Source organism: Mesonia sp. HuA40 (assembly GCF_008017835.1).
GTDB lineage: Bacteria > Bacteroidota > Bacteroidia > Flavobacteriales > Flavobacteriaceae > Mesonia.
On sequence record NZ_VRLT01000026.1, the window covers coordinates 194,503 to 220,217 of the forward strand.

Genomic DNA, 25,715 nt, shown 5'->3' on the forward strand with positions numbered 1-25,715 from the left:
GTTATTTCTTTAGTTGTATTAAAAATTCTTGTACGACTTTTAAATCGTCAAAATCGGTTCTTACGCCATTTATTTCTTGATAAGTTTCATGACCCTTTCCGGCAATTAAAATAATGTCTCCATCTTGAGCCAACGCACAAGCAGTTTTAATCGCTTCTTTTCTTTGAGTAATGGCTAAACATTTGCTTATATGTTGCGGCTCTACTCCAGCCTGCATTTCTTCAATTATTATATCGGGGTCTTCGGTTCTGGGGTTGTCACTCGTAAAAATAACCCGATTGCTACTAGCCGTAGCGACTTGAGCCATTACGGGACGTTTGGTTTTGTCGCGATCTCCGCCACAACCGACTACAGTTATTAAGTTTTCATTCTTACTGCGTATAGAATTAATGGTTTGCAGCACATTTTTAAGCGCATCGGGGGTGTGGGCATAATCTACTATAGCCGTAACTTTTTGCTTTGGTGAAACCACATATTGAAACCTCCCGTTAACAGCCTTTAGTTTACTGATTTGTTTTAGATTCTCAAGAACAGGTAAGTCTAATAAATCTGCTGCAGCAAAAATGGCCGCTATATTATACGCGTTGAAAGCCCCAATTAAGGTGGTCCATACTTCTTGATTATTCAATTTAAGCAATAAACCAGTAAATTCATTTTCTAATATTTGAACCTTATAATCGGCAAGTGTTTTAAGGGCATAGGTATATTTTTTTGCTGGCGTATTTTGCAACATAAATAAGCCATTCTTATCGTCTATATTAGTAATAGCGAAGGCACTTTTATCTAATTCATCAAAGAATCGTTTCTTTACATCTCTATACTCAGCAAAAGTCTTGTGATAGTCTAAATGGTCGTGTGATAAATTGGTAAATATACCTCCTGCAAAATGCAGACCTGCCGTACGGTGTTGAGCTATTCCGTGTGAGCTTACCTCCATAAAACAATAGTCCACACCAGCATCAACCATAGCGGCCAAATGCTTATTTATGGTAATAGAATCTGGGGTAGTCAACTTTGTGGAATACTCCTCTTCATCAACCATAATTTTGATGGTTGAGATAAGTCCTACAGCATAACCGGCATTTTTAAACATTTGGTACAACAAACTGGATACTGTTGTTTTACCATTGGTACCCGTTACCCCAACTAGCTTCAATTTCTTTGAAGGCGAATCATAAAAATTATTAGCTATTATGGCTAATGCTTTTTTGGTATCGGCTACTTGAATATAGGTAACTCCTCCTTGAATCTGTTCGGGAAAAACCTCACAAACCACTGCAATTGCGCCTTGATTAACCGCTTTTTCGATAAACTTATGCCCGTCGACTGCGGTGCCCTTTATGGCCACGAAAACATCATTAAGCTCTACCTTACGGCTATCAAAGTGCAAGTTAGTAATAGCTATTTGGGTATTGCCTTTTGTGCCCTCAATGGGCACACCATATAATATGTCTCTTAGGGTAATCAACTTGTTAATAAATAAATGGTTTGATTGGGTTTAACATCGGTATAAGCCTCTAACGACTGTTTTTTCACTTCACCAGTACCTTTCAAAACTACACGAAGTCCTAAATTTTCTAATAAAGCCACAGCATCCATGGCTGGCATACCAATAACTTTAGGCACTTTGGTTTTAAACTTTTGTGCCGTAGCATAATAGTTCTCGAACGCTTGTTTCACTTTCTTGTTTTCTACTTCAAGCGATTCAAATTCTTTAGTGATAGGCGTATCGGTATGAATCGCATGTGCGATTTCTTTGAAAACAGGAGCCGCAACGGTACTTCCATAATAGCCTAATTTTCTATTGGGTTTTGTAATAACAACAATGCACGAGTACTTAGGTTGTTCTGCGGGGAAATACCCTACAAAAGAAGCGATATATTCTTTGTCTTTTTGTTTTGAACCATAATTCGTTAAGCAAGTTCCGGTTTTACCCGCCATTGAGAACTCCTTGCTATAAATATTGGTTGCGGTACCCTTTTTCACCGTATTCTCCATTAACTTTTTCACTTTAGCAGCGGTCTCTTTTGAGCAAATAGTATTTCTCACCTCAGGTTGTTGGTAATGCGCTACTAACCGGTCTTTATCTTTTACTTGCTTAATCAAACGTGGTTTCACCATTAAACCATCGTTGGCAATGGCATTATAAAAGCTAAGTGTTTGCAAGGGGGTTATAGTTACACCGTAACCAAAAGACATCCAGGGGAGTGTAGTACCGTACCAATTTGTGTCATCTGGATGCGGTATATGAGGTTTTCCTTCTCCCTTAATATCAAGACCAATACGATCATTCAAGCCCATATAGCTTAAACGATTAACCAATTTTTCTGGGTTATGCTGATAGCCTTGAGTTATAAACTTTGAAAAAACAGTGTTAGAAGAAACCTCAAAAGCTCGGGCCACCGAAATCTTTCCGTAACCTCCAAAACGAGAATCCCTCACCGCACGATCATAGTATAAAACCTTTCCGCCATCGGTGTCAAACACGTCACTGGTATCTACCACCTTATCTTCAAGCGCAGCCACTAAAGTCATTAGTTTATATGTAGAGCCAGGTTCCTGCGCTTCCCATACGGCATAATTACGTTTTTCATAATATGTCCCCAAACTGGTTCGTGCTAAATTAGCCATGGCTTTAATCTCCCCTGTTTTGGTCTCCATAACCACCACTGTTCCGTGGTGCGCTTCATACTTTTCTAATTGCCTCAACAGAGCGTGATGCGCCACATCTTGCATATTGATATCTATGGTAGAGTACACATCTAGACCATCTTGTGGTTCTAGTTCGTTTGCATCTCCAATAGGTTTCCATTGCCCTTTGGCTATCTTCTGTTTTAAACGTCTTCCGTTTTTCCCTTGCAAATACTCATTGTAAGCTCCCTCTAATCCGGCCTGACCTCTTCCTACGGTACGTTCACCTATTTTACCTAACGGCAGCTCTCTAACCGTTCGCTGTTCGGCAATAAATCCGCCTTTAAAGGCCCCCAAATTAAACATAGGAAATTCCCGTAATTGAACATACTGGGTATAACTCACCCCGCGAGCTACTAAATAGTACCTGTTTTTAGTATTCCGAGCTTCTTTTAATTTATTGATATAATGGCTGGCAGGCCGATTGAATAATTTACCCAGAGCTTTGGCTAGCGGACGTAAATTTTTATTGAAATTTTCTTCGGATACCGTGACGGCATCAAATCGGATATCATATTCGGGCACAGAAGTGGCCAGAAGGTGACCGTTACTGTCATAAAGATTACCTCGATTTGCTGGAATTTCAAAATTCTTGAAAATGCGTTTTTCAGACAGGTCTCTGTATTTTTCTCCTTCTACTACCTGTATTTCAAAAAGCTTATACCCTACCCCTATAGCAAAAATAAGCATAAAGCTTGCTACAACTATAATTCGATTGGTTATTTGCTTTTCGTTAGTCATTCAGATAAACGATTATTTTTTTGGGCGGATTTTTTGCTGGACCCACCCCTGTATTTTTTAATTTCTCTTCTAAAGTAGACTTCATTTTTAAAGTCATTAAATTTTTTTTAGCCGCTATAGACTCACTCCTCAATTCGCGCACTTCATTATTCATTTTTGCAATTAGGTGCACTTTTCGTTCTGCACTATGTGAAGAAGCAATCATTATTAAAGCCAATAGCGTACAAAAAATAATAAACCACCAGTGTTTACTTGCCTCTTCACTTAAGAGAAACTTGCCTCGCAAAAAATCATACACCCGCTCTCTACTCATACCTCCTGCTATTTAACTTATAAACGCACGCCTATTCTAAGTTTTGCACTTCTTGCCCGATTGTTTTCTTGCACCTCTTGTGGGGTAGGCACTATTAATTTTCCTACCTTTTTAAACGGCACCTCAACACGCCCAAACATATCTTTCTCAGGCTCACCTTGAAACAAGCCATTTCTTACAAAGCGTTTTACCAAACGATCTTCTAACGAATGATAAGAGATCAAACTAATACGACCGCCTGGGTTTAACAATTCTGGCGTTTGCGATAAAAATTCTTTTAAAGATTCGATTTCCTGATTCACCTCGATTCTTATAGCTTGATAAATTTGCGCTAAAATTTTAAACTCCTTTCCCTTAAACAATAATGGGGTCAACAAATCATTTAATTGTTGCGAAGTAACTATAGGCGCTTCTGCCCTAGCCGCAACGATTGTTCTTGCAAGTTTAGGAGCATTTTTTAAATCGGCGTAAGCGTAAAACATATCTCTAAGCTGCGCTTCATCATACGTATTAATCACTTGGTAAGCCGACAAACTATCATTCTGATTCATGCGCATATCTAATCGCCCATTAAAACGCGTAGAAAATCCGCGTTCAGCCTCATTAAATTGATGAGATGAAACGCCAAAATCACCAAGAATACCATCTACTTTTTTAACTCCATAAAAACGTAAAAAACGCTTGATATACCTAAAATTCTCTGGTATTAAGGTAAAGCGACTATCTTCTATTGCATTGGCTTGCGCGTCTGCATCCTGATCAAAAGCAAAGAGCCTCCCTTGGTCGTTTAGCCGATTCAAAATTTCTCTTGAATGACCACCACCCCCAAAGGTTACATCTACATATGTACCGCTAGGGTTTATTGCCAAACCATCTACAGTTTGATGCAACAATACGGGTTTATGATATTCATAATTGCTCATCTCGATCTCCCATTACTTCTTCGGCTAGACTTGCAAAATCATCTGCAGAATTGTCAATAACCTGTTCATACTTTTTCTTATCCCACAATTCAAGGATAGTCATCTGCGATGAAAGCACTACTTCTTTTTGCAATTCTGCAAAATTAAATAAGTCTTTTGGCACCAATAAACGACCAGCAGCATCTACCTCTATAATCTTCACACCTGCTGTAAATCGTCTTATAAAATCGTTGTTCTTTTTCTTAAACCGATTCAGCTTATTAATCTTCAACATCATTTCTTTCCACTCACTCATCGGGTAAAGTTCTAAGCATTGATCAAATACAGAACGCTTTAAAACAAAGCCATCTTCTATTTCGGGCAACAACTGCTTTTTTAGCGCAGCAGGCAGCATCAACCTACCCTTGGCGTCTATTTTACACTCGTATGTTCCGGTTAAATGAAGCATTAAATCGATTTGAATAGTCAAATATATTGATTTTTTATCCACTTTTTACCACATTTCTCCACATTGTTAATAAGTTTTTGAAAATTAAAGCCTTAAGCTACAATTCACGGCATTTAAACGAGTGGGAAATTGTGGAACATAAAACCAAATTTTAAGGCTTATTTTAGATTTTGGATTTTAAATTTGCCACAATTAACAGTACCTTTAGCCTTAGGTTTCTTTTAAAAGTAGATTGTTTTTAACAATAATACCTATATTTGCTAACGCTAACAGCAAGACTAGTGCATGGAACAAGACATCAAAACCGAAGGCAAGTTTAAGTATATAGAATTAGGGGAAGGAACTCCCATCGTGATTTTACACGGCCTCATGGGCGGATTAAGTAATTTTGACGGAGTAGCCAACTATTTCCCAAAACAGGGTTATAAAGTAGTAATTCCAGAACTACCACTTTACACTTTATCATTGCTTAAAACCAATATTAACTCATTTGCGAAATACTTAAAAGATTTTATAGATCACAAAGGTTGGTCTGAAGTTATTCTGCTTGGAAACTCCCTTGGAGGCCACATTGGTTTATTAGCCACTAAAAAATTTCCCGAAAGGGTTAAAGCCCTGGTAATCACAGGAAGTTCAGGTTTATACGAGAGCGCTATGGGAGAAAGTTACCCCAGAAGAGGTGATTATGAGTTTATAAAGAAAAAAGCTGAGAATGTTTTTTATGATCCTAAGGTTGCCACAAAAGAAATTGTAGACGATGTTTTCAATACCGTAAACGATAAAAATAAATTAATACGCACCTTAGCCATTGCAAAATCGGCTATACGTCACAATATGGCTAAAGATTTGCCTAAAATGAAAACTCCCACTTGCATCATTTGGGGAAAACAAGATAATGTTACTCCGCCCGAAGTAGCGGTTGAGTTTAATGAATTACTACCCAATTCTGATTTATTTTGGATAGACAAGTGCGGGCATGCGGCAATGATGGAGCACCCCGATACCTTCAATACCATTTTACACGACTGGTTAAAAGCAAAATCCATATAATTTATATGAAGATTACCTCTGCAGAATTTGTAATGAGCAATAGCCAAGTAAAAAAATGCCCGGCTAGCCAATTACCTGAATATGCTTTTATTGGGCGCAGTAATGTAGGGAAATCTTCTCTCATCAATATGCTTACCCAGCGTAAAAACTTGGCTAAAACATCGGGAAGACCTGGTAAAACGCAATTGATTAACCACTTTTTAATCAATAAAGCTTGGCATTTGGTAGATTTGCCTGGTTACGGATATGCTCGCGTTAGCAAAAAGGCCAAGAAAACCTTTCAAAAGTTTATTACCGATTATTTTAAAGAGCGTAAGCAATTGGTTTCTGCCTTTGTTTTGGTTGATGCCAGACACGAGCCGCAGAATATTGATCTAGATTTTATGATTTGGTTAGGCGAACATCAAATTCCTTTTAGTATTGTGTTTACGAAGCTTGACAAATTAAAGCCCAATGCAATAGAAAAAAACATTGGGCACTATAAATCTGTTTTACTGCAATACTGGGAAGAAATACCTCCTTATTTTCTCACTTCTTCATCAAAGAGAATGGGTGATGAAGAACTGCTAAATTACATAGATGAGATTAATCAAAGTTTGACTGACTAAGTTACTTATTCCTTTTTAAGTTCAAGTTTTTCAGCAAAATAATCACAAAAATCTTTCATGGTTTCCATCATCTTTTCGTCATCTGTGGCGCGATAAAAAGTATCGCTCATAGCGACTAGCGTTTGATGAAAAAACACCTTCATTTCGTCTACCGGCATATCTTTAGTCCAAAGATCTATTCGTAAGGTTTCCTGCTTTTGACTGTCCCACAAAGAAAGCATCATAGCTTTAGATTGGGCATGACGCACGCCTCCATCTTCTGCGCTCCAGTGCAAAGATTCTGGTACATTGTTTTCATCTACCTCAACGTGTATTTTTATTTCAGACTGTTTGGTACTCATTATTCTGGTTTTCTAGGTTTATAATTTGATTCTTGAAATAATTTTTGAGCAGGCAATTGCAAAAGCTGCTTTAAGCTAATGTCTGGATGCTTTTCGGCAAATTGCCGAACGATTTGCCAGCCGATATACTGCCCCAATTGAGGCGGACTTTCCTGATCGAGCTGCAAGTAAAATTTACTAAAGGGTGCTATGTTAATGAATCGTTCACGCAACTGCACATCGGTATCGTAGAGCAACTCTTGTTGTAAGAAATATTTCCAGATTTGCGCTTCATTATTATGCGCCCACTGCATTTCGTCTAAAGTATATCCCATACGGTAAGCCTCCTCTGTATGTGGTATCACCAAATCTTTAAGATACAATTGTTTGCCATAATACAACATCTGCTCTAAGAAAGTTCTCCCCTTAGGCTTAGGTACCAATTGGCGAGCATAGCTACCAGCTATATCACTTAATAACATTTCTTTTTTAAAATTTTTCTTTAGAAAAACCTGCAAACCATCATAAAAGAAATGATCTTCACCCAAATAAGTATCTAGGGCAATCAGCATTAAGCTATCGCTAACCACCACCTTGTTTTTATAATCAACTTCTGAAGTCACACTTACTACCCGGGGTGCTCCAAAACCAGGAAAATAATATTTAAAATGCTTAAACAAATGAGCGATTTTTTCTGCTTCTTCCTGCATATCTGGAAAAGCTTTTTTAACCTCGGCATGCAGTTCTTGGTTAATGGTATCGCGCATCATATTTACCCAAATTGAATCATGAAAACGCTCTGGAAACAAAAAAGGATAATCTCTTTTTAAGCGCGGCAAATCTTCTGGGGTTGCCTTACCAAATGCCAAATCAAACCGATCGATTTGCACCGAAATATCTATTTCCTCAATCGCCTGTTCTACGGCCGATTCTTGACTACAACTTACTAACAATAGTAGTAAAATCGGCAAAAGATACCTGAATTTAATCATATGCAATAGGTTGATTTTTTTGCAATAAAAGCGATATAATTTTATTCCTAAATTTTTCGCCTTATTTTTGGGGCAAAGGTAGTTTAATTTCTCTAAAAACCCAGCGACTATGCAAACAGATAAGGTAAGCGAACACATTGTAAATTGGCTTAAAAATTATAGCACACAAGCAAAAACCAATGGCTTTGTTGTAGGCATTAGCGGCGGTATTGATTCTGCCGTAACTTCAACTTTATGTGCGCAAACAGGTTTGCGTACTTTATGTATTGAAATGCCAATACACCAAGCGGCTAGCCAAATGCAACGCGGGAAAGAACACATTCAAAACCTTAAAAGAGAATTTAGTAACGTTAGTTCGCTCGAAGTCGATTTAACCCCAAGTTTCGAAAGCCTTAAAAATAGTTTTCCTAGCACACCCGACACCGACCAACTCGCTTTAACGCTTGCCAACACTAGAGCTCGTTTGCGCATGACCACCTTATATTACTTCGCAGGTTTACACGGCTATCTTGTGGCGGGTACTGGAAACAAAATTGAAGATTTTGGTGTAGGCTTTTTTACCAAATATGGCGATGGTGGTGTAGACCTTAGCCCTATTGCCGATTTACTTAAAAGTGAAGTTTATGCGCTGGGAGAATACCTTAACGTAGCACCGAGTATTCTAAAAGCAGCACCTACCGACGGACTTTTTGGAGACAGCCGCACCGATGAAGATCAGCTTGGTGCGAGTTATGACGAACTCGAATGGGCTATGGCATATACAACCAACCCAACAGATCATAAGTTAACCCCAAGACAAGAAACCGTATTAAATATTTATACTCGATTAAATCGGGCCAATTTACATAAAATTAATCCTATACCGGTTTGTAACATTCCCCCGCATTTAAAGTAATTATAACCTATGCGTTTCTAAATTACCCGGTTTAATTTATCGGCAATCATCTTTTTTAAAACGTTATAATCATTGATGTCTTCAAGGATATTGGCGTGATGGTTAGCCTTATTTTGCATCACTTCCTGCATTAACTCTTGCACTTTTTTCTGCACCAATAAATTGCGCAAATGCAAAATGGTTTGCTCTACTTCTAAGGGCTCTAAATCTTGAATATCTCGTACAAAAATGTTTTGGTCTTCCCAACGGCTAAGCAAGTTTTTCTCCTGGCTCATAACCAATGAACTTACCAATTGAGCGTGCTCTGGCTCTAGCTCTCTAATAAAAGCAGAAACATCTAGGCTTGTGGTTTGGTTGAGTGTATCGATTAACTTTTGATAGATCGCTTTAAATACGGGATGGGTAAACTCAATCTCATCTTCTTGCAGATCTAAATAAATTTTCTCGTATACTTTGCGGGTCACCTGTTCAGTTTTTAAAAACTCCTCTCCGTCTTCATCTTCTTCTATATAGGTTTCTTTAAACTCACCTTCGGCTGCGCCATAATGCAGTAAAAGGTGAATAATATGCTTTTCTAATTCGTGTTGTCTATTTACCTTGGTTTGTTGGGTTTGCTCTTTAACTACCTGCATACCACCCGATGGAGCCGGTGCCTGCTGAGACTTTTGTTTGGCTTTTCGGGTTTGACTAGCGGTTAATTGGGCTAACGAACTATACAAAACGTTCTCTGAAATATCCATGATGCGCGAACACTCTTGCAGGTATATCTCTTGCTGAATACGGTCGGGTATTTTTGCGATACTTTCAACCATATCGCGAATGGTAGCGGCTTTTTGAATAGGATCGTTAGCGCTCTCTTTCATCAATAAAGAGGCCTTAAAACTTATAAAATCTTGGGCATTATTATTTAAAAACGCCTTTATATCCTCGGCAGGATGCTTTCGGGCATAACTATCGGGGTCTTCTCCTTCTGGAAAAGTACATACTTTAACATTAAGTCCTTGCGCTAGAATAAGATCAATTCCGCGTAAAGCGGCTCGCATACCTGCTTCATCCCCGTCAAACAGAACGGTAATATTCTTTGTTAGTCGTAAAATCAATCGTATTTGCTGTTCGGTCAAAGCCGTACCCGAAGAAGACACCACATTTTCGATACCCGCTTGATGCATCTGGATGACATCGGTATAACCTTCTACCAAATAGCAGCGATCTTCTTTGGCCATGCTTTGCTTAGCGTAATGCAATCCGTAAAGGACTTGACTCTTATGATAAACCGGACTTTCGGGTGAATTGAGGTACTTTGCTGCTTTTTTATCGGTACGCAAAATACGTCCGCCAAACCCAAGTGTCCGCCCAGACATCGAATGAATAGGAAACATCACCCGACCCTTAAATCGATCAAACTGCTTGTTCTCCTTTACAATACTCAAACCGGTTTTCTCGAGCAATTCAAGTTTATAGCCTTTTTGAATGGCTTCTTGCGTGAAAGCATCCCAAACATCTGGCGAATACCCTAAATGAAATTTCTTGATGGTATCTTGAGTGAAACCGCGTTCTTTGAAATAAGATAAGCCTATACTTTTACCCAGTTGGGTTTCGTGCAGCATACGCTCAAAATAATCGCGGGCAAATTCATTGATTAAGAACAGGCTTTCACGTTCGTCGGCTTGTGCCTTTTCTTCATCGGTTTGTTGGGTTTCTTCTATTTCAATCCCATATTTTTTTGCCAAGTATTTTATCGCTTCAGGATAGTTAAAATGCTCATGCTCCATTAAAAAAGCCACTACATTTCCTCCTTTACCACTACTAAAGTCTTTCCAGATTTGTTTTACTGGCGAAACCATAAAACTCGGAGTTCGTTCATCTGTAAACGGACTCAAACCTTTGAAGTTACTACCCGATTTTTTTAATTGCACAAAATCGCCAATAACCTCTTCTACTCGAGCGGCATCAAAAACTTGATCGATGGTGGATTTTTTAATCATAAGCGATTGGATGTTTAGAAGCCAAGCGGGACAAAATTAAACAATATGAAACAAAAAAAAAGGAAACCCAAGGCTTCCTTTTTTACTTTACTTTTTCTGAAATAGTTAAAAACTAAAACGCAAACCTAATGCTACTGCATTTTGATCTATGGCATTGTCTTTAAAAACCGTATTCAATTCATATTTAGCATATAAAGAAACAGAATCATAACCAATATAAGCACTTAATCCGTAAAGAAAGTTATTGGTATTATAGCTTTGGTTACGCTTTTCTTTTCTGTTTTTACCATTCTCCTCAAACTTTAGTTTTTGGATGGTATTCAAATTCAAGCCTACAAAACCTCCTATACCCATCTTAAATTTATCTGTGCTAGTGTAACAAGCAGTACCCTTGTCAAAATATTTATGGGCTTTCCCGAATTCTAAATGAATTGGAATAACCAAATTATCCATACGTAGTTTAGCTTTGTCTAATTCTACCGGAAACTCTTCTAAAACGGTTTGATTACCGTCTTCGACAAAATATTGATTGTCTTCTGGTTTTAATCCGTTAAACTGAAGTGAAGCTCCGTAACGTAAACGCAACCAAGCGTTCTTATCTAATACGGTTTGCCACTCATAACCCATTTCAAAAAACCTACTCCCCGCAATTTTATAAGGCGAGTCGTCTATTGAACCATCTATTAAAGCGTTGCTCAAACCAAAGGCCATGGTAAAACCAGAAGTAGTACGCTTGAGAATAGCGTCTTTTTCATCGTATTGTTTATTGTCTTCTTTATCGTTATTTAGACCGATGCCCAAGGTGAGTTCTGTCGCTTGATAATCGTCGCTATTCCTATTGATCAAAGCAATTTGCTCGTCGATGATAAGCATCTTACTTGCGATGTTCTGAGCCGATTTTTGTGCAGCTGCCTCTTTGCGTCTTTGCGCCTCGGCCGCTGTAATTTTATTTTCGGCTTGCATTTGCTCAATGCGCTCAATTTCCTTTTTTAAATACGCCTTTTCTTCTTCTTGCACCCTGCTTTTTTGGGCGTTTAATTGCTCAAGTTTTTCCTTGGCTTCGGTTTTTATAATTACCTGAGCTTGGGTTAAGGTACCGCCCAACAAAGCGAATACGAGCATTAATACATGTAGTTGTTTTTTCATAAGATTCAATTAAAGTTTAACAATTGCATTTTTAATATTTTCTATTCTCTTTTCCAGCGCATAATATATCTTTTCTCTAAACTGCACATCTAATTCACGTTCAACCTCCTGCAGCAGTGCATTAGCATCTACGCTATAGATTTTTGATTCTTTTTGCTGCTCCATTTGCACTAATGCTTTTTGCAATGCGGCTTCGATTTGCGCCTCATCCCAATGAGCAGTAGTAAGCTGTACTTTTTCTTGAGGTAAAAGCGGTAGCATGTGATCGGGTTGAATTTCATTCGCTATTTTTTCTTCAGCTTGAGCGATTACAGGAAGAGATTTGTTTAATTTTTCTTTACGGATTAAAGGCCGCTCTGCATTAAAATCTGATTTATTTTGTTTTTGCTCAGTGGTCTCGCTTAAGCCTTGCTGAGGAAAGAGCTGTTTCAATTCATCGGCAGATTTGAACTGCGGCTTACCCTCTATTAACTTTTTTATGGTATTTTCTTCGGGTTGCTGCTTAGGCTGCACCACATCTGTTACAGGGACATCTTGTGACCGATTGAACAAGCCCGTTAGCACAACTCCCAATAAAAAGCTTGCCGCCACAGCATAGAAAAAAAGTCTTTTACGCTTTCGCTTAGCTTTGCCATTGAGTTGATGTTCAATCTCAAACCATGCATTATTTGAGGGGGTAATCTCTCTATTTTTTAGCTTTTCAAGCTCCTTATCCCATACTTCCATCTTTCCAACTGTTTGAATTCTTAATAATATCTTGCAACATTTTTTTGGCCTTGGCCAACTGTGATTTAGAGGTACCCACGCTAATATTACAGCACTCGGCAATTTGTTTATGCGAAAAATCTTCGACCTCAAACAAAACAAAAACACTGCGGTAGCCAGCTGGCAACAAATCTAAAGCCTGTTGCAAGTCATTGGCAATTTGTTGCCGATCAAGACTGGGTTGCTCACAAGATTGTTGCGACAGGTTCTCTAGCTTTTCCTCAAACATTAGGTTTTGTTTTTTACGTAAAAAATCTATCGCCTCTCGCACTACAATTCGGCGTATCCAGCCTTCTAAACTACCCTTCTCATCAAATTGGTTGATCTTGGAAAATACTTTTACAAATGCCCTAAGCATGCTATCTTCTGCAAATTGCAAATCTTTGATATACATACGTGCTACACTAAGCATCTTTGGAGCGTACCGCTCGTAGAGCCGTTTTTGCTCTCTTCGGTCTTGCCGCCTAAGTTTATTTAGGTTAAAGGATTCTTTTTTATGTAAACGTATAACTTTCACTCTCGTGTGGACTTCTATTTATATAGACGAAAGTAAAAGCAAAAAGGTTGCCTGATGCACAAAAAAATTATTTTTTTCTTTCAATAACATAGTTCACCATCAAAAGCAATGAGGTTTTATAGGGAGAATCGGGGTAATTTTCCAAGATTTTAAGTGCGCGCGAATGGTAAGATTTCATCACTTTTACCGCGTAATCCAATCCGCCTTGAGCTTTCACAAAAGCAATAACCTCTTTTACCCTTTTGCGGTCTTTATTATGATTTTTGATGGAGTTTATCAGCCAGTTTTTTTCTTTGGGCGAAGCTTGGTTAAGGGCATAAATCAGCGGAAGTGTCATTTTTTGCTCCTTAATATCTATACCGGTGGGTTTACCTATTTTTTCTTGCCCATAATCAAACAGGTCATCTTTTATTTGAAAGGCCATTCCAATGAGTTCGCCAAATTCTCGCATAGCTTCAACGTGTGGTGAATCAGGTTTTACAGCGGCCGCCCCTATGCTACAGCAAGCTGCAATAAGCGTAGCAGTTTTTTGTCTTATAATTTCGTAGTAAACCTCCTCTGTAATATCAAGTTTGCGTGCTTTTTCAATTTGTAGCAATTCTCCTTCGCTCATCTCCCTCACCGCTACCGAAATAATTTTAAGCAAATCAAAATCTTCATTATCTATAGACAATAGCAAACCTTTTGATAACAAAAAGTCGCCTACTAAGACAGCTATTTTATTTTTCCATAATGCATTAAGTGAGAAAAAACCACGTCGCCGGTTAGAATCATCAACCACGTCATCGTGCACCAAGGTTGCGGTATGAATAAGCTCAATAACCGATGCCCCTCGATAGGTGCGGTCGTTTACTTCGCCTTTTGCAACCATTTTAGCAACTAAAAAAACAAACATAGGGCGCATTTGCTTTCCTTTTCTGTTTACAACATAGTAGGTAATCTTATTAAGTAAAGCTACACGCGAAGACATAAACAGTCTAAACTTATCTTCAAACAAGCGCATTTCGTGCTCAATGGGCTGTTTTATCTGGGCTATAATCTTCATAGAAGACAAAGGTACATATCTTACAAATTAAAAATGTGTTAATTTATAAGCAAAACGATAAAATTTTTATTACTTTAGAGCCTCAAATTAAAAACTATATTTATGAAAAAAATTACTTTAACTTTTGCTGCCTTAGTTGCAGCATTCACAATGCAAGCGCAAGTGTTTAGTACATCTTTTGAAGCAAACGAAGGTTTCACTTTAGGAGACATTAATAATCAGAATGGCTGGATTTCTACTCCAATGAACGGTGGAGGAAATGTAACCAAACAAGACATTAGCGATGACTTCGCTTCTGATGGAACTTATGCTTTTAAAATTACTGATCTTGTAGCTGATGGAATACCAGCTCAAAGCGGAGCTATCATTGGTGGTTTTTATGATTTTACCACTCCAATAGATCATACCTCCTTCTCGTTTGAAGCCGATATTTATTTAGATAATTCTGCTTTTAATGCTGCTATTCAAATGATTACCGGTCAAAATTACGGTATGATGGTTTTTTTCGAAGGAACAACTGGTAAAATTATAGCAGTTGATGATGATGGTGCTGGAGGCTTGACGACCATCGATACGGGGGTAACTTTCACCAACGGAACTTGGGGAACGATAAAAGTTGAGTTATCGGGGAGCAATGCTACTTTATATTGGAATGGGACTTCTATATACACAGGAACAAACTGGTCTAGCGGTCAGTTTGATCAGATGCGTCTTGCTCACGACAACTCAGGTGTAGGAAGCATGTATTTTGATAACATGGTGATCTCTAATTCACTTTCAACAGAAACAATTGCTCAAGCAAACTTCAAGCATTTTGTTGATGCCAATGCGATACTAAACATCAATGCAGAAAATGCAATGAACAATGTAGCGGTATTTAACCTTTTAGGTCAAGAGGTAATCAATCAAAACGTAGAGGCTAAAGATGCTCAAATCAACTTGAATAGCTTAAACGCTGGCGTATACTTAGTACAAGTAAACATCAACGGTCAAAAAGAAAGCTTTAAAGTGATTAAGAAGTAATTTACGCTTAACACTAATAGTTTAAAGGCTGCCTTTTAGGTAGCCTTTTTTTATGCATTATAAAATGATTTTTATGGGTGTTTTTTTTTGAAAGCCCCACTTGTAGTCAGGTATTTGGATTAGATAAATTATATAGAACAACAACTCTATCTTATTTTTAATTTACAAACAATTATTTTTTTTATGATAAGATTTAAGTATATTCACAAAACAATTGTTAAAACAAATTATCATGAAAAAAATTACCTTACTACTCATGCTTTTTACCGGTTGGCTGTATGCTCAGTCTGACTGTAACAATGCGCAAAGTATTACCTTAAATTTTAATGCTTCCCTTACCGTGAATGCAACAGGGGTTTCGGGAACCGCAACCACCACTACTTGTAACCCTGCTTATTACACCGCCTCCGATATTACCAGTAGCGGTTGGTATACCTTTACACCAACTCAAGACCAAACCATTACTGTAACTTCACCTGCACCTGCTTCGGTGAGTAGCACAGATTATTTTCCTTCTTTTAGTGTATTTGATGGTACTTGTACCAGTTTAAATTGTCTTGGGGGTAGTTTGGTAACCACCCCAGACGGTGGAGCTACCTTAAACGACCCTACCGTATCTTTCGTTGCTTATGCCAACACTACCTATTATATAGCATTTGATAACTATTATGCTAATGCTGGTTTAGGAAGCACCAACGCGTTTACTTTTGATGTGGTGAGTTCATCGACAGTAGCCACTTTACCCGACGCCGTTACTACACCCTCTCCAGCCGATGGCGCTACTCAAGTAGGCGTAAGTATGAATGCTCAAAATCAACCACAAGTAAGTTTCTCTTGGGTTGCTGCTACAACAGGAGGTACACCAGATGAATATGAATTTTACTTAAGTGACCCAACCGCTACAGATCCTACTCAGCTCAACTTGCTTGGTTCAACACCAAACACTTCGGTAAATGTAACCGGTATTCAAGAAGGAGAAACCTATTATTGGCAAGTAGTGGCCAAGAATGCTGCAGGAACAGCGACTAACTCTGCTACCTGGTCTTTTACAACGGGTGATAGTAGCATTGCACCAGACCCCGCTGCCAATCCAACGCCTGCAGATGGCGCCACAGGGGTAGTCTTATATACCGACAACCAAAACCAACTTAGTGTAGATTTAACATGGGAGGCAGCCGCAACAGGAGGCGCTCCAGCACAATATGAATTTTACTTAAGCGATCCTACCGCCACAGATCCTACTCAGCTAAATATTTTGGGTAATGTAAATGGTACCAGCACCACCTTAAGCAACGTAACCTACGGAACAACTTATTACTGGCGCGTTATTCCTAAAAACGATGCTGGCGCTGCTGTAAATACGCCTACTTGGAGTTTCACTACAGAAGGGACTGCTGGTTTAGATCAAGCAGATGCATTGAGTCATACTTTCTATACGCAAAACAAGCAGCTATTTATAAATACCACGCAATTATTAAAAGAAGTAAATCTTTATAACTTGCAAGGTAAGCAAATCAAAACCATTAAGGTAAATAAAGAATCGGCACAAATAGATCTTAGTCAGTTAACACCTGGTGTTTATTTTGCTCGATTAAATATGAGTAACAAACAAGCAAGTTTTAAATTTATGGTCGAGTAGATCTCGCCCACCAACACCTAAAAAAGAGGCTGTCTAAAAAGGCAGCCTTTTTTATTTAGAAGATTTATTAGCGAGTTGTCCACAGGCAGCATCAATGTCTTTACCTCGTGAACGCCTTACCGTTACCGTTATACCTGCCTGTTCTAAAGCACGCTGATAAGCCGAGGTAACCTGGGTATCGGCTTGTTGAAAAGCACCATCATCTATTGGGTTGTATTCTATGATATTCACCTTACAGGGGATAGCTTTACAAAAATCGACTAATGCAGCAATGTCTTTTGGTTTGTCATTGATGTCTTTCCAAATTAAATATTCATAGGTTACTCTCCTCTTTGTTTTCTGGTACCAATAAATTAAAGATTCTTTTAAATCTTTTAAAGGGAAACTAGCATTAAAAGGCATGATTTGCGTGCGCACTTCATCAATAGCTGAATGTAGGGAAACAGCCAAATTAAATTTTACCTCATCATCGGCTAATTTTTTTATCATCTTGGGCACACCCGAAGTAGAAACCGTAATGCGCTTTGGCGACATTCCAAGTCCTTCGGGAGAGGTTATTTTTTCTATAGAGGCCAATACATTTTTATAATTCATCAATGGCTCTCCCATACCCATATAAACAATATTAGATAAGGGTATACCATTGTACAATCGGCTTTCTTGATCTATAGCGACTACTTGATCATAAATCTCATCGGCATTCAAATTACGCATCCGCTTTAAGCGGGCTGTAGCGCAAAACTGACAATCTAGACTGCAACCCACTTGTGAAGAAACGCAGGCAGTTGTTCTAGAAAAGGTAGGAATCAATACAGACTCTACCGTTAGACCGTCGTGTAATTTTACGGCATTTTTAATGGTGCCATCGCTACTGCGCTGCATTTCATCTACCTGTATGTGGTTGATTACAAAGTGCTCTTCTAACAATTGCCTTACCTCTTTTGAGAGGTTGGTCATCGCATCAAAATCGTGCGCCGCTTTAGACCACAACCACTCATAGACTTGATTACCCCTAAAGGCTTTTTCACCAATAGAAACAAAAAAATCTCTCAATTGCTCTTTAGTGAGCGACCGTATATCTTTTTTCTCTTTTTTCACGCTGCAAAGGTAGATTTTTATTTACGCTTACTAAAATTTAAACAAAAAAACCACACCGAAGTGTGGTTTTACTAGATTGTGTGCGTTGCAGTTATAAAATTAACATCGCATCGCCATAACTATAAAACTTGTATTTTTCTTTAATGGCTTCTTTATAGGCTTTTTCCATTAATTCGTGCCCCATAAATGCCGAAATCATCATTAAAAGCGTTGACTTTGGCGTATGAAAATTAGTAATCATACAATTGGCAATACTAAAGTCATAAGGAGGAAAAATAAATTTATTGGTCCATCCCTTAAACTCGTTCAAGGTACCGTTTGATGAAACCGCACTTTCTAAAGAGCGCATAACGGTAGTACCTACCGCACAAACGCGACGCTTATCTTCTATACCCTTATTAACAATTTGAGTAGTTTCTTTGGCAATCTCTGCCTCTTCACTATCCATTTTATGTTTAGACAGATCTTCCACTTCAACAGGATTAAAAGTACCTAATCCTACGTGAAGCGTAACTTCGGCAAGATTTATCCCTTTAATTTCTAGACGTTTCAACAGATGTTTAGAAAAATGCAAGCCAGCGGTTGGGGCTGCTACTGCTCCTTCTTGCTTGGCATATATGGTTTGATAACGTTCTGCATCTTCTGGCTCTACTTCCCTTTTGATGTATTTGGGTAGCGGTGTCTCTCCTAAATCATTTAATTTTTTTCTAAACTCTTCATAAGATCCGTCATATAAAAAGCGTAGGGTTCTTCCTCTAGAGGTAGTGTTATCGATAACCTCGGCCACTAAACTCTCATCTTCACCAAAATATAGTTTATTTCCTATTCTTATCTTCCTAGCAGGATCTACCAAAACATCCCATAATCGGGTTTCGGCGTTAAGCTCTCTTAATAAGAAAACCTCAATACGAGCCCCTGTTTTCTCTTTGTTTCCAAATAAACGGGCAGGAAACACTTTCGTGTTATTAAAAACCATTACATCATCGGTATCAAAATAATCGATTAGGTCTTTAAACATTTTATGCTCAATTTTTCCCGATTCTCTGTGTATTACCATCAAACGGGCTTCGTCGCGATGCTCAGAAGGGTATTCTGCTAATAACTCTTTAGGTAGTTCAAAATTGAACTGCGAAAGTTTCATTCCCATAGTATCATTTTTAAAAGAATGCAAATATACAACCTCAGACTAGGGGTTGTCAAGTAAAACGACATGTTTTTTACCTAAAATCTAGTGGGTTAGCTTTCGCGGATTCAAAGCTTGCTGTTATTTTAAATATAATGCCTCTATTACTGCTACTGATGCCAAAACTAATAAAGGTTTGAAATTGAAAAAATTGAATACAGGAAATAATAAAACAGTACATCTATAAGATTTTGAAAAAAGATAGGCTAGTACCTAACAAAAGTTGCTGTACTTTTTAAAATAACATAGGGAGCTTATTTACAAAAGTTGTACAACTCTTGAAAAAATATTGTACAATTTTTTTATAAATATTGTACAATTTTCGCTTAAATATTGTACAATATTTTTTTATAAGTCGCAGAACAAATTATTACTTCTTAGGCAGCGTATTTATAAAAGTTGCTTATCTTTTATTTGATTTACCCATAAGTTTATAAAAACCTGTTTTATAATTGATTAAAAAACCCATTTTCTCCCAATCTTTCCAAAAGCTTCGGTAAGATTTGGCTACCACTGCTTCATTCTCTATCATTAGGGGTACTTTTAAAGCTAATGGTGCAAAAGCCATAGCCATACGGTGATCTTGGTAGGTTTTTATAGTGGCGCTTTGCAGCGGATTTTGTTGGCGGCTCAAATGTAAACTTGAACCGGTAATACGCAAAGTTGCCCCTAAGCCTTGCATTTCATTTTTTAAAGCTTGTAGTCTATCGGTTTCTTTTATTTTTAAACTTTGCAAGCCAGACAAATCACAGCTCATACCTAAACCCAAGCAGGTAACTACTAAGGTTTGTGCCAGGTCTGGGTTGTTGACTAAGTCTAGGCTAAGATGGCTCGGAATTTCTTTCTCCACGCGTTTCAATTGTAATCCTTCGGATGTTTCTTGGGTTTCGACCCCCAATTTTTTGTACCAAGAGACTAAACGGGCATCTCCTTGTAAACTTTTTGTTTTAAATCCGTAAAGGAAACAAGTTGAACCTACAGGCGCTAAAGCCAAGGCGCTATAAAAATAAGAAGCCGAGCTCCAATCGGGTTCAACATTAATCTTTTGCGGCTTAAGCTGCTGGGGTTCAATTAATATTCGTTTTTCCTCTACTGCTACATGCACCCCCAATTGCGCCAACAGGTCAATAGTCATTTGTACATAGGGTTTTGAAATGAGCCTGCCCTGTAAATGCAAGTCTAAACCCAAGGGTAGTTGATGCCCTACCAATAGTAAGGCCGTTATAAACTGACTGCTAATACCTGCCTTAATATTTATTTGAGCAATTTGTTGAGAAAACCCATGAATTTTCACGGGTGGGTAGCCTTTGGTACCCAAGTAGGTAATTTTAGCTCCCAACTGCCGTAAGGCTTCCACCAAAGGTGCTACCGGTCGTTGCTGCATACGCTTGCTTCCGGTTATAATTTTTGTAACTTTTTGTTGCGTAGCAAAATAAGCTAGTAAAAAACGCATAGCAGTACCGGCATGCCCCACATTAATATGTTCTTCTTGACTTTGCAGGGCTTTAATAAGCACTTGAGTATCCTCGCTATCCGATAGGTTATCTAAAATCAAATCTGGACAAAATTGCTGAAGTATGAGCAAGCGGTTGCTAATGCTTTTGGAGCCGCTAATTTTAATCTTTGCCGCAATAGGTGTTTTACTATGCTCTAGCCGTATCATTTTTTGTGCTTATCTTGTAAGATTTGCTTGCGATAGCGTAAAAAACTAATGATAAATCCGTAAAGTGCCCCACCCAAAATGTTCGCGATGATAAAACGCCATTTTGTGCTTCCTTGCCACTTGGTCGCCAGAAATTGATCCCAATTCATCGAATAACCAAAAGCGTAATCAATTGCATTGTACAACAAAACAAAGGCTAGGCCAATAAAAAGCACCGATTTCCAAAAATTGGGTGCTTTTAGTATTTGTTTAAAAGAACTCATCATTTAAGTTTTTGGTTCTGGTGGTGCCTATCGTGATCGCGTTTGGTTTTGAGCTCAAGCTTTTTATCGAAAGCTTCTTGCAGATTTACACCGGTTTGATTGGCCAAACAGAGTACCACAAAAACCACATCGGCTAGTTCTTCGCCTAAGTCTTTGTTTTTATCGCTTTCTTTTTCGCTTTGCTCGCCATAACGGCGGGCGATAATACGGGCCACCTCTCCTACCTCTTCGGTAAGCTGAGCCATATTGGTCAATTCATTAAAATACCGCACTCCGTGCGTTTTAATCCAATCGTCAACTGCTTTTTGTGCGTCTTGTATAATCATTTATCTGTTTTTGGTATCTATATTTAGGGTAACTGGTCCGTCATTGATTAGGCTAACTTGCATATCGGCACCAAATATGCCGGTTGCCACCCGCTTATCGAGTTGTTTTTCTAATGCCTTTACAAATTCTTCGTAACGTGTTTTAGCCAGCTCAGGGCTAGCGGCGTCAACAAAACTGGGGCGATTGCCCTTCTTAGTATTGGCATAAAGGGTAAACTGACTTACCACCAGCGCATCACCATCAATATCGATTAGGGATCGATTCATGGGTTTATGTTCATCACGGAAAATTCTCAGTTGGGCAATTTTCTTGCTTAACCAAGCAATGTCATCTTCGGTATCATCATCACAAACCCCCAATAAAATTAACAAACCTTCTTGAATAACCCCAGCGATATGGTTATCTACCTCTACGCTGGCTTGGCTCACCCGTTGTATAGTCGCTCGCATATTTTAATTTTTATAAATATCTACTCTGTAATTCTCGTCTTCACCTTGTATCAACTGCAAGTAAGATTTATACCTTGACCAGGCAATATCGCCTTCTTCTACAGCATCTTTAACCGCACATTTGGGCTCTTCGAGATGCAGGCAATTGTGAAATTTACAATCTTTTTTACGAGCAAAAAATTCAGGAAAGTAATGGTCTAGCTCTTCTTTTTCCATATCTACCACTCCAAAACCTTTGATTCCTGGAGTATCGATTATTTGTCCGCCTTCAGGCAAATCAAACATCTCTGCAAAGGTAGTCGTATGTTGGCCTTGCAAATGTTGGTTAGAGATTTGCGCCGTTTTTAAATCTAAGCTTGGCTCAATCGCATTGATTAAAGTAGATTTACCCACACCACTATGACCCGCTAAAAGGGTCGTTTTATCTTTAAGAAGTTCTTTTACTTTTTCAATATTTTTACCGCTAACCGCCGATGTACCTATACAAGTGTAGCCAATTTCACGATACAACAAAGCCAAATGCCGAATTTCATCTTTTTCATCTTCTGTATAAGCATCTATTTTATTGAACAAGATGGTGGTTGGTATTTGATAAGCTTGTGCGGTTACTAAAAAACGATCGATAAAAGAAGTAAAGGTAGGCGGGTTATTAAGCGTAACCATTAAAAAGGCTTGGTCTAAATTGGAGGCTATGATATGCGTTTGTTTAGACAAATTAACCGATTTACGTACGATATAATTTTCTCTAGGTTTTATATCTTGAATAACTCCTGTTTCTTCTTCTTTGTTTGCTTCTAATTGAAACAAAACAAGATCGCCTACAGCAACAGGGTTGGTACTTTTGATTCCTTTTATTCTAAATTTGCCTTTGATGCGGCACTTATAAAAATTCTCCTCTTCTTTTTCTTTGACAAGATACCAACTTCCGGTTGATTTATATACGATTCCTTCTTTCATAGGCTTTCCGCTTAATGGCTATTTGCTTGTTGCGAATTATTTGCGTGCAATATTTTTTGTTGGTGGGCTATAGACTCTTGATGTATCGCTTGAAAGAGTCTGTACACAAATTCTTCGGCTAGACCTTTATCTACACCCAAATTTATCATTTTTTGTAATATGGCCTGCCAGCGTTCTGGTTGTAAAATAGCCACATTATGATTCTTTTTTACCGCTCCAATTTTATCGGCAATTTGCATACGATCGATAAGTATTTGAATCAGTTGTTCATCTAACTTATCAATTTGAAGGCGCAACCGACTTAAAGAGGCTTCATAATCTTGATTTGATGAACTTTTCTTTCTCACCTTTAATTTGCGGGTATAGTCTGCTAGCGTTTCTGGCGTTATTTGCTGTTTAGCATCGCTCCAGGCTTGGTCTGGATTAGGATGGGTTTCAATCATCAATCCATTATAATTTAAATCTAAGGCGGTTTGGCATAAATCAAAAATCAACTTCCTATCGCCAGCGATGTGAGAAGGATCTAAAATTAAGGGTATATCGGGGAGTTCTTGCCTTAGGTCAATAGGTATTTGCCACTCGGGTATATTTCTATACAAACTATCTTTATAGCTAGAAAAACCACGGTGAATAGCACCCAATTGCTCTATACCGGTTTTATAAAAACGTTCTAAAGCTCCTAGCCATAAACTTAAGTCTGGATTAATAGGATTTTTAACCAGTACTATTTTGTTAGTCCCTTTAAGCGCTTCGGCAATTTCTTGAACGGCAAAAGGAGAAACACTGGTACGTGCCCCTATCCATAAAATATCAACTTCGTGCTTTAAAGCTAGATCTACGTGAATGGGGTTGGCCACCTCGGTAGTAGTAAGCAAACCGGTTTCTCTTTTAGCTTTTAAAAGCCATTTTAAACCCAGCGCACCCACGCCTTCAAAGTTGCCAGGTCTGGTACGGGGTTTCCAAATACCCGCACGCAATACATTGGTGTCTGTGTTTTGCAATGCTTTTGCTGTGGCCAGTACTTGCTCTTCGGTTTCGGCACTACAAGGACCAGCAATTAACAATGGTCGATTTAAATTAAAAGCTTTCAACCAATCGTTCATTGCAGTATTACCAGACATTTCCTTACCCATATTTCATCTTTTTTACGAAGATACTTTATTCTCTAGTATAAATAAAAGTAGGCTTTCAATAAAATATGTAAATTTACAATCTTAAACCAATAACATAAACGAATTATTTATGGGGATTCTGGTAAAAAATCTGAGTAAATTTTATGGTCAACAACAAGCCCTCCAAGAAATTTCTTTTGAAATTAAAAGCGGAGAGGTAATTGGTTTTTTAGGACCAAATGGCGCAGGAAAATCTACTATGATGAAAATTCTTACCGGCTACCTTAAACCTAGTTCAGGATCCGCTTTTGTAGAAGGTATAGATGTACAAGCAAATCCTATAGAAGTACAAGCTTTGACCGGCTATCTACCCGAACACAACCCCTTATATGAAGATATGTATATACGGGAGTATTTATTGTTTCACGCTCGTATTCATAAATGTTCAAAACAACGTATTCAAGAAGTAATCGAACTCACGGGATTGCAACCCGAAATAGGTAAAAAAATTCAAGCGCTCTCAAAAGGTTATCGCCAACGTGTAGGAATTGCAACAGCCTTGTTGCACGATCCCAAAGTGCTGATTTTAGATGAACCCACTACGGGTTTAGATCCCAATCAATTGGTAGAAATAAGGAATCTTATCAAAAGTATTAGTACCGATAAAACTATTTTTCTTTCCACCCATATTATGCAAGAGGTTGAAGCAATGTGCAGTCGGGTGTTGATTATGAACAAGGGCGAATTGATAATTGATAAGCCCTTATCGGATTTACAACAAGAAAAAAATCAAATCATTCAAGTGGTTTTTGACCAAGGCATAAGCGAAGAAAAGTTTGCTCACCTACCGCATTTAATCTCAAGCGAACCAATAGATGCTCGCTCCTACCGTTTAAAATTCGATACCGAAACGGATATGGGCGGCGAAATCTATGATTTGTCTCAAGCCAATAATTGCAAAATACTTTCTTTAACCAAAGAACAAGAGAGCCTAGAAGACTATTTTAGAAAAATAACCTCCCACTAAAATCTTGTACTATAGGTTTTTGAACCTCTATTACTAATTTTTCAAGTTCATAGGCTGGTTCTTTGCAACTGCTTGCCCCAGACAAATGTTTTGTCTAAGTATAGATTGCTTCAAAATAACAAAATGCTTTTCCTATTGTAGTGCAAACAGCGGTTCATTTTACCAGCTCCGCAATGATTTTATTTAATTCAATAAACCCCTAAGTGAACTATTCCAATGTTTTGAATTCATAATTAAGCAGACTTTAAACTATTTAAGGCTATCCTTTTAAGCAATAAATACTATTAAAATGGCAAAAAAAAGGCTGCTCTATTAGGAGCAGCCTTTTCTTAATTTAAAGGGTAACTTGATTATCTCTTCAAGGTAAAGTGACCTTTAAAGGTATCTATACGCTCTTCACCGGTTGGTAAAATTTGCTTGTATTCTACGCTAAACCAGTAGTCATTTGATGGCATTGCCTTACCGTTAAAGGTACCGTCCCATCCTGGACCACTTGGGCTTAATTGCTTCAATAGCTTACCGTAACGGTCAAAGA

At 38.2% G+C, this 25,715-nt stretch carries 27 protein-coding genes; 6 read left to right on the top strand and 21 right to left on the bottom strand.

Features of this window, described 5'->3' with window-relative positions:
- Nucleotide 1 precedes the first annotated feature (1 nt).
- Genes FT993_RS05130 through mraZ form a run of 5 tightly spaced genes read right to left on the bottom strand, consistent with a single transcriptional unit; the run spans nt 2 to nt 5,116 of the window.
- Entirely contained in the window at nt 2-1,468 is a 1,467-nt protein-coding gene (locus FT993_RS05130; protein ID WP_147861466.1) for a UDP-N-acetylmuramoyl-L-alanyl-D-glutamate--2,6-diaminopimelate ligase, read from the bottom strand.
- On the bottom strand, nt 1,465-3,432 hold the full coding sequence (locus FT993_RS05135; protein ID WP_147861467.1) for a penicillin-binding protein: 1,968 nt from the start codon (nt 3,430-3,432) through the stop codon (nt 1,465-1,467). The genes FT993_RS05130 and FT993_RS05135 overlap by 4 nt, the downstream gene beginning before the upstream one ends.
- Nucleotides 3,425-3,745 (bottom strand): FtsL-like putative cell division protein, encoded by a 321-nt coding sequence (locus FT993_RS05140; RefSeq protein ID WP_147861468.1) that lies wholly within the window; start codon nt 3,743-3,745, stop codon nt 3,425-3,427. The genes FT993_RS05135 and FT993_RS05140 overlap by 8 nt, the downstream gene beginning before the upstream one ends.
- Nucleotides 3,746-3,762: 17 nt before the next feature.
- Nucleotides 3,763-4,668, bottom strand: a complete 906-nt coding sequence (gene rsmH / locus FT993_RS05145; protein WP_147861469.1) for a 16S rRNA (cytosine(1402)-N(4))-methyltransferase RsmH — start codon at nt 4,666-4,668, stop codon at nt 3,763-3,765.
- A complete protein-coding gene (gene mraZ / locus FT993_RS05150; RefSeq protein WP_147861497.1) occupies nt 4,655-5,116 on the bottom strand; it encodes a division/cell wall cluster transcriptional repressor MraZ in 462 nt (153 codons plus the stop codon). Before mraZ ends, rsmH begins: the two co-directional genes overlap by 14 nt.
- Before the next feature lie 285 nt (nt 5,117-5,401).
- On the opposite strand from mraZ, the gene FT993_RS05155 reads away from it, so the two are divergent.
- Both FT993_RS05155 and yihA read left to right on the top strand, forming a co-directional pair.
- Nucleotides 5,402-6,166, top strand: a complete 765-nt coding sequence (locus FT993_RS05155; RefSeq protein ID WP_147861470.1) for an alpha/beta fold hydrolase — start codon at nt 5,402-5,404, stop codon at nt 6,164-6,166.
- Nucleotides 6,167-6,171: 5 nt separating this feature from the next.
- A complete protein-coding gene (gene yihA / locus FT993_RS05160; RefSeq protein ID WP_147861471.1) occupies nt 6,172-6,774 on the top strand; it encodes a ribosome biogenesis GTP-binding protein YihA/YsxC in 603 nt (200 codons plus the stop codon).
- 5 nt (nt 6,775-6,779) lie between these two features.
- Here yihA and gldC read toward each other — a convergent pair whose 3' ends face one another.
- Together gldC and gldB are read right to left on the bottom strand one after the other, a co-directional pair.
- A complete protein-coding gene (gene gldC, locus FT993_RS05165; RefSeq protein WP_147861472.1) occupies nt 6,780-7,115 on the bottom strand; it encodes a gliding motility protein GldC in 336 nt (111 codons plus the stop codon).
- Nucleotides 7,115-8,086: a gliding motility lipoprotein GldB gene (gene gldB / locus FT993_RS05170; RefSeq protein WP_147861473.1), complete on the bottom strand. Its 972-nt coding sequence runs from the start codon at nt 8,084-8,086 to the stop codon at nt 7,115-7,117. Before gldB ends, gldC begins: the two co-directional genes overlap by 1 nt.
- 109 nt (nt 8,087-8,195) lie before the next feature.
- Here gldB and nadE point away from each other — a divergent pair, with 109 nt between their 5' ends.
- Nucleotides 8,196-8,981: an NAD(+) synthase gene (nadE, locus tag FT993_RS05175; RefSeq protein WP_147861474.1), complete on the top strand. Its 786-nt coding sequence runs from the start codon at nt 8,196-8,198 to the stop codon at nt 8,979-8,981.
- A 17-nt stretch (nt 8,982-8,998) separates the two neighbouring features.
- Here the strand turns inward: nadE and dnaG are convergent, their stop codons facing one another.
- The 5 genes from dnaG to FT993_RS05200 all read right to left on the bottom strand — a co-directional run bounded on the left by dnaG (nt 8,999) and on the right by FT993_RS05200 (nt 14,439).
- Entirely contained in the window at nt 8,999-10,966 is a 1,968-nt protein-coding gene (gene dnaG / locus FT993_RS05180; RefSeq protein ID WP_147861475.1) for a DNA primase, read from the bottom strand.
- A gap of 105 nt (nt 10,967-11,071) precedes the next feature.
- Nucleotides 11,072-12,112: a hypothetical protein gene (locus FT993_RS05185; RefSeq protein WP_147861476.1), complete on the bottom strand. Its 1,041-nt coding sequence runs from the start codon at nt 12,110-12,112 to the stop codon at nt 11,072-11,074.
- 9 nt (nt 12,113-12,121) lie between these two features.
- A complete protein-coding gene (locus FT993_RS05190) occupies nt 12,122-12,838 on the bottom strand; it encodes a hypothetical protein (protein ID WP_147861477.1) in 717 nt (238 codons plus the stop codon).
- Nucleotides 12,822-13,394, bottom strand: a complete 573-nt coding sequence (locus FT993_RS05195) for an RNA polymerase sigma factor (RefSeq protein ID WP_147861478.1) — start codon at nt 13,392-13,394, stop codon at nt 12,822-12,824. The genes FT993_RS05190 and FT993_RS05195 overlap by 17 nt, the downstream gene beginning before the upstream one ends.
- A gap of 67 nt (nt 13,395-13,461) precedes the next feature.
- On the bottom strand, nt 13,462-14,439 hold the full coding sequence (locus FT993_RS05200) for a polyprenyl synthetase family protein (RefSeq protein WP_147861479.1): 978 nt from the start codon (nt 14,437-14,439) through the stop codon (nt 13,462-13,464).
- Nucleotides 14,440-14,541: 102 nt separating this feature from the next.
- Here FT993_RS05200 and FT993_RS05205 point away from each other — a divergent pair, with 102 nt between their 5' ends.
- Nucleotides 14,542-15,462 carry a T9SS type A sorting domain-containing protein gene (locus FT993_RS05205; protein ID WP_147861480.1) on the top strand — a complete coding sequence of 307 codons (921 nt, stop codon included), beginning with the start codon at nt 14,542-14,544 and terminating at the stop codon, nt 15,460-15,462.
- Nucleotides 15,463-15,694: 232 nt separating this feature from the next.
- Complete coding sequence (locus FT993_RS05210; protein WP_147861481.1) at nt 15,695-17,101, top strand: T9SS type A sorting domain-containing protein; 1,407 nt, start codon at nt 15,695-15,697, stop codon at nt 17,099-17,101.
- A 51-nt stretch (nt 17,102-17,152) separates the two neighbouring features.
- Here the strand turns inward: FT993_RS05210 and rlmN are convergent, their stop codons facing one another.
- From rlmN to FT993_RS05250, 8 genes are all read right to left on the bottom strand, one after another.
- The gene (gene rlmN / locus FT993_RS05215; RefSeq protein ID WP_147861482.1) at nt 17,153-18,199 is read right to left on the bottom strand and encodes a 23S rRNA (adenine(2503)-C(2))-methyltransferase RlmN; all 1,047 of its coding nucleotides are present in this window, start codon (nt 18,197-18,199) and stop codon (nt 17,153-17,155) included.
- Nucleotides 18,200-18,290: 91 nt separating this feature from the next.
- The gene (gene queA / locus FT993_RS05220; protein WP_147861498.1) at nt 18,291-19,340 is read right to left on the bottom strand and encodes a tRNA preQ1(34) S-adenosylmethionine ribosyltransferase-isomerase QueA; all 1,050 of its coding nucleotides are present in this window, start codon (nt 19,338-19,340) and stop codon (nt 18,291-18,293) included.
- A gap of 445 nt (nt 19,341-19,785) precedes the next feature.
- Nucleotides 19,786-21,045: a 3-phosphoshikimate 1-carboxyvinyltransferase gene (locus FT993_RS05225; RefSeq protein WP_147861483.1), complete on the bottom strand. Its 1,260-nt coding sequence runs from the start codon at nt 21,043-21,045 to the stop codon at nt 19,786-19,788.
- Nucleotides 21,042-21,311: a hypothetical protein gene (locus FT993_RS05230; protein ID WP_187240758.1), complete on the bottom strand. Its 270-nt coding sequence runs from the start codon at nt 21,309-21,311 to the stop codon at nt 21,042-21,044. Before FT993_RS05230 ends, FT993_RS05225 begins: the two co-directional genes overlap by 4 nt.
- Nucleotides 21,308-21,634 carry a nucleotide pyrophosphohydrolase gene (locus tag FT993_RS05235; RefSeq protein WP_147861485.1) on the bottom strand — a complete coding sequence of 109 codons (327 nt, stop codon included), beginning with the start codon at nt 21,632-21,634 and terminating at the stop codon, nt 21,308-21,310. The genes FT993_RS05230 and FT993_RS05235 overlap by 4 nt, the downstream gene beginning before the upstream one ends.
- Entirely contained in the window at nt 21,635-22,084 is a 450-nt protein-coding gene (dtd, locus tag FT993_RS05240; protein WP_147861486.1) for a D-aminoacyl-tRNA deacylase, read from the bottom strand.
- 3 nt (nt 22,085-22,087) lie between these two features.
- On the bottom strand, nt 22,088-23,041 hold the full coding sequence (gene rsgA, locus FT993_RS05245; protein WP_147861487.1) for a ribosome small subunit-dependent GTPase A: 954 nt from the start codon (nt 23,039-23,041) through the stop codon (nt 22,088-22,090).
- 11 nt (nt 23,042-23,052) lie between these two features.
- Nucleotides 23,053-24,162, bottom strand: coding sequence for a chorismate mutase (locus tag FT993_RS05250; protein WP_147861499.1), 1,110 nt, complete (start codon nt 24,160-24,162; stop codon nt 23,053-23,055).
- A gap of 121 nt (nt 24,163-24,283) precedes the next feature.
- Here FT993_RS05250 and gldA point away from each other — a divergent pair, with 121 nt between their 5' ends.
- Nucleotides 24,284-25,180, top strand: a complete 897-nt coding sequence (gldA, locus tag FT993_RS05255; RefSeq protein ID WP_147861488.1) for a gliding motility-associated ABC transporter ATP-binding subunit GldA — start codon at nt 24,284-24,286, stop codon at nt 25,178-25,180.
- Nucleotides 25,181-25,530: 350 nt separating this feature from the next.
- Here gldA and FT993_RS05260 read toward each other — a convergent pair.
- Nucleotides 25,531-25,715: T9SS type B sorting domain-containing protein (locus FT993_RS05260; RefSeq protein WP_147861489.1), on the bottom strand; the 185-nt coding region annotated here is incomplete at its 5' end.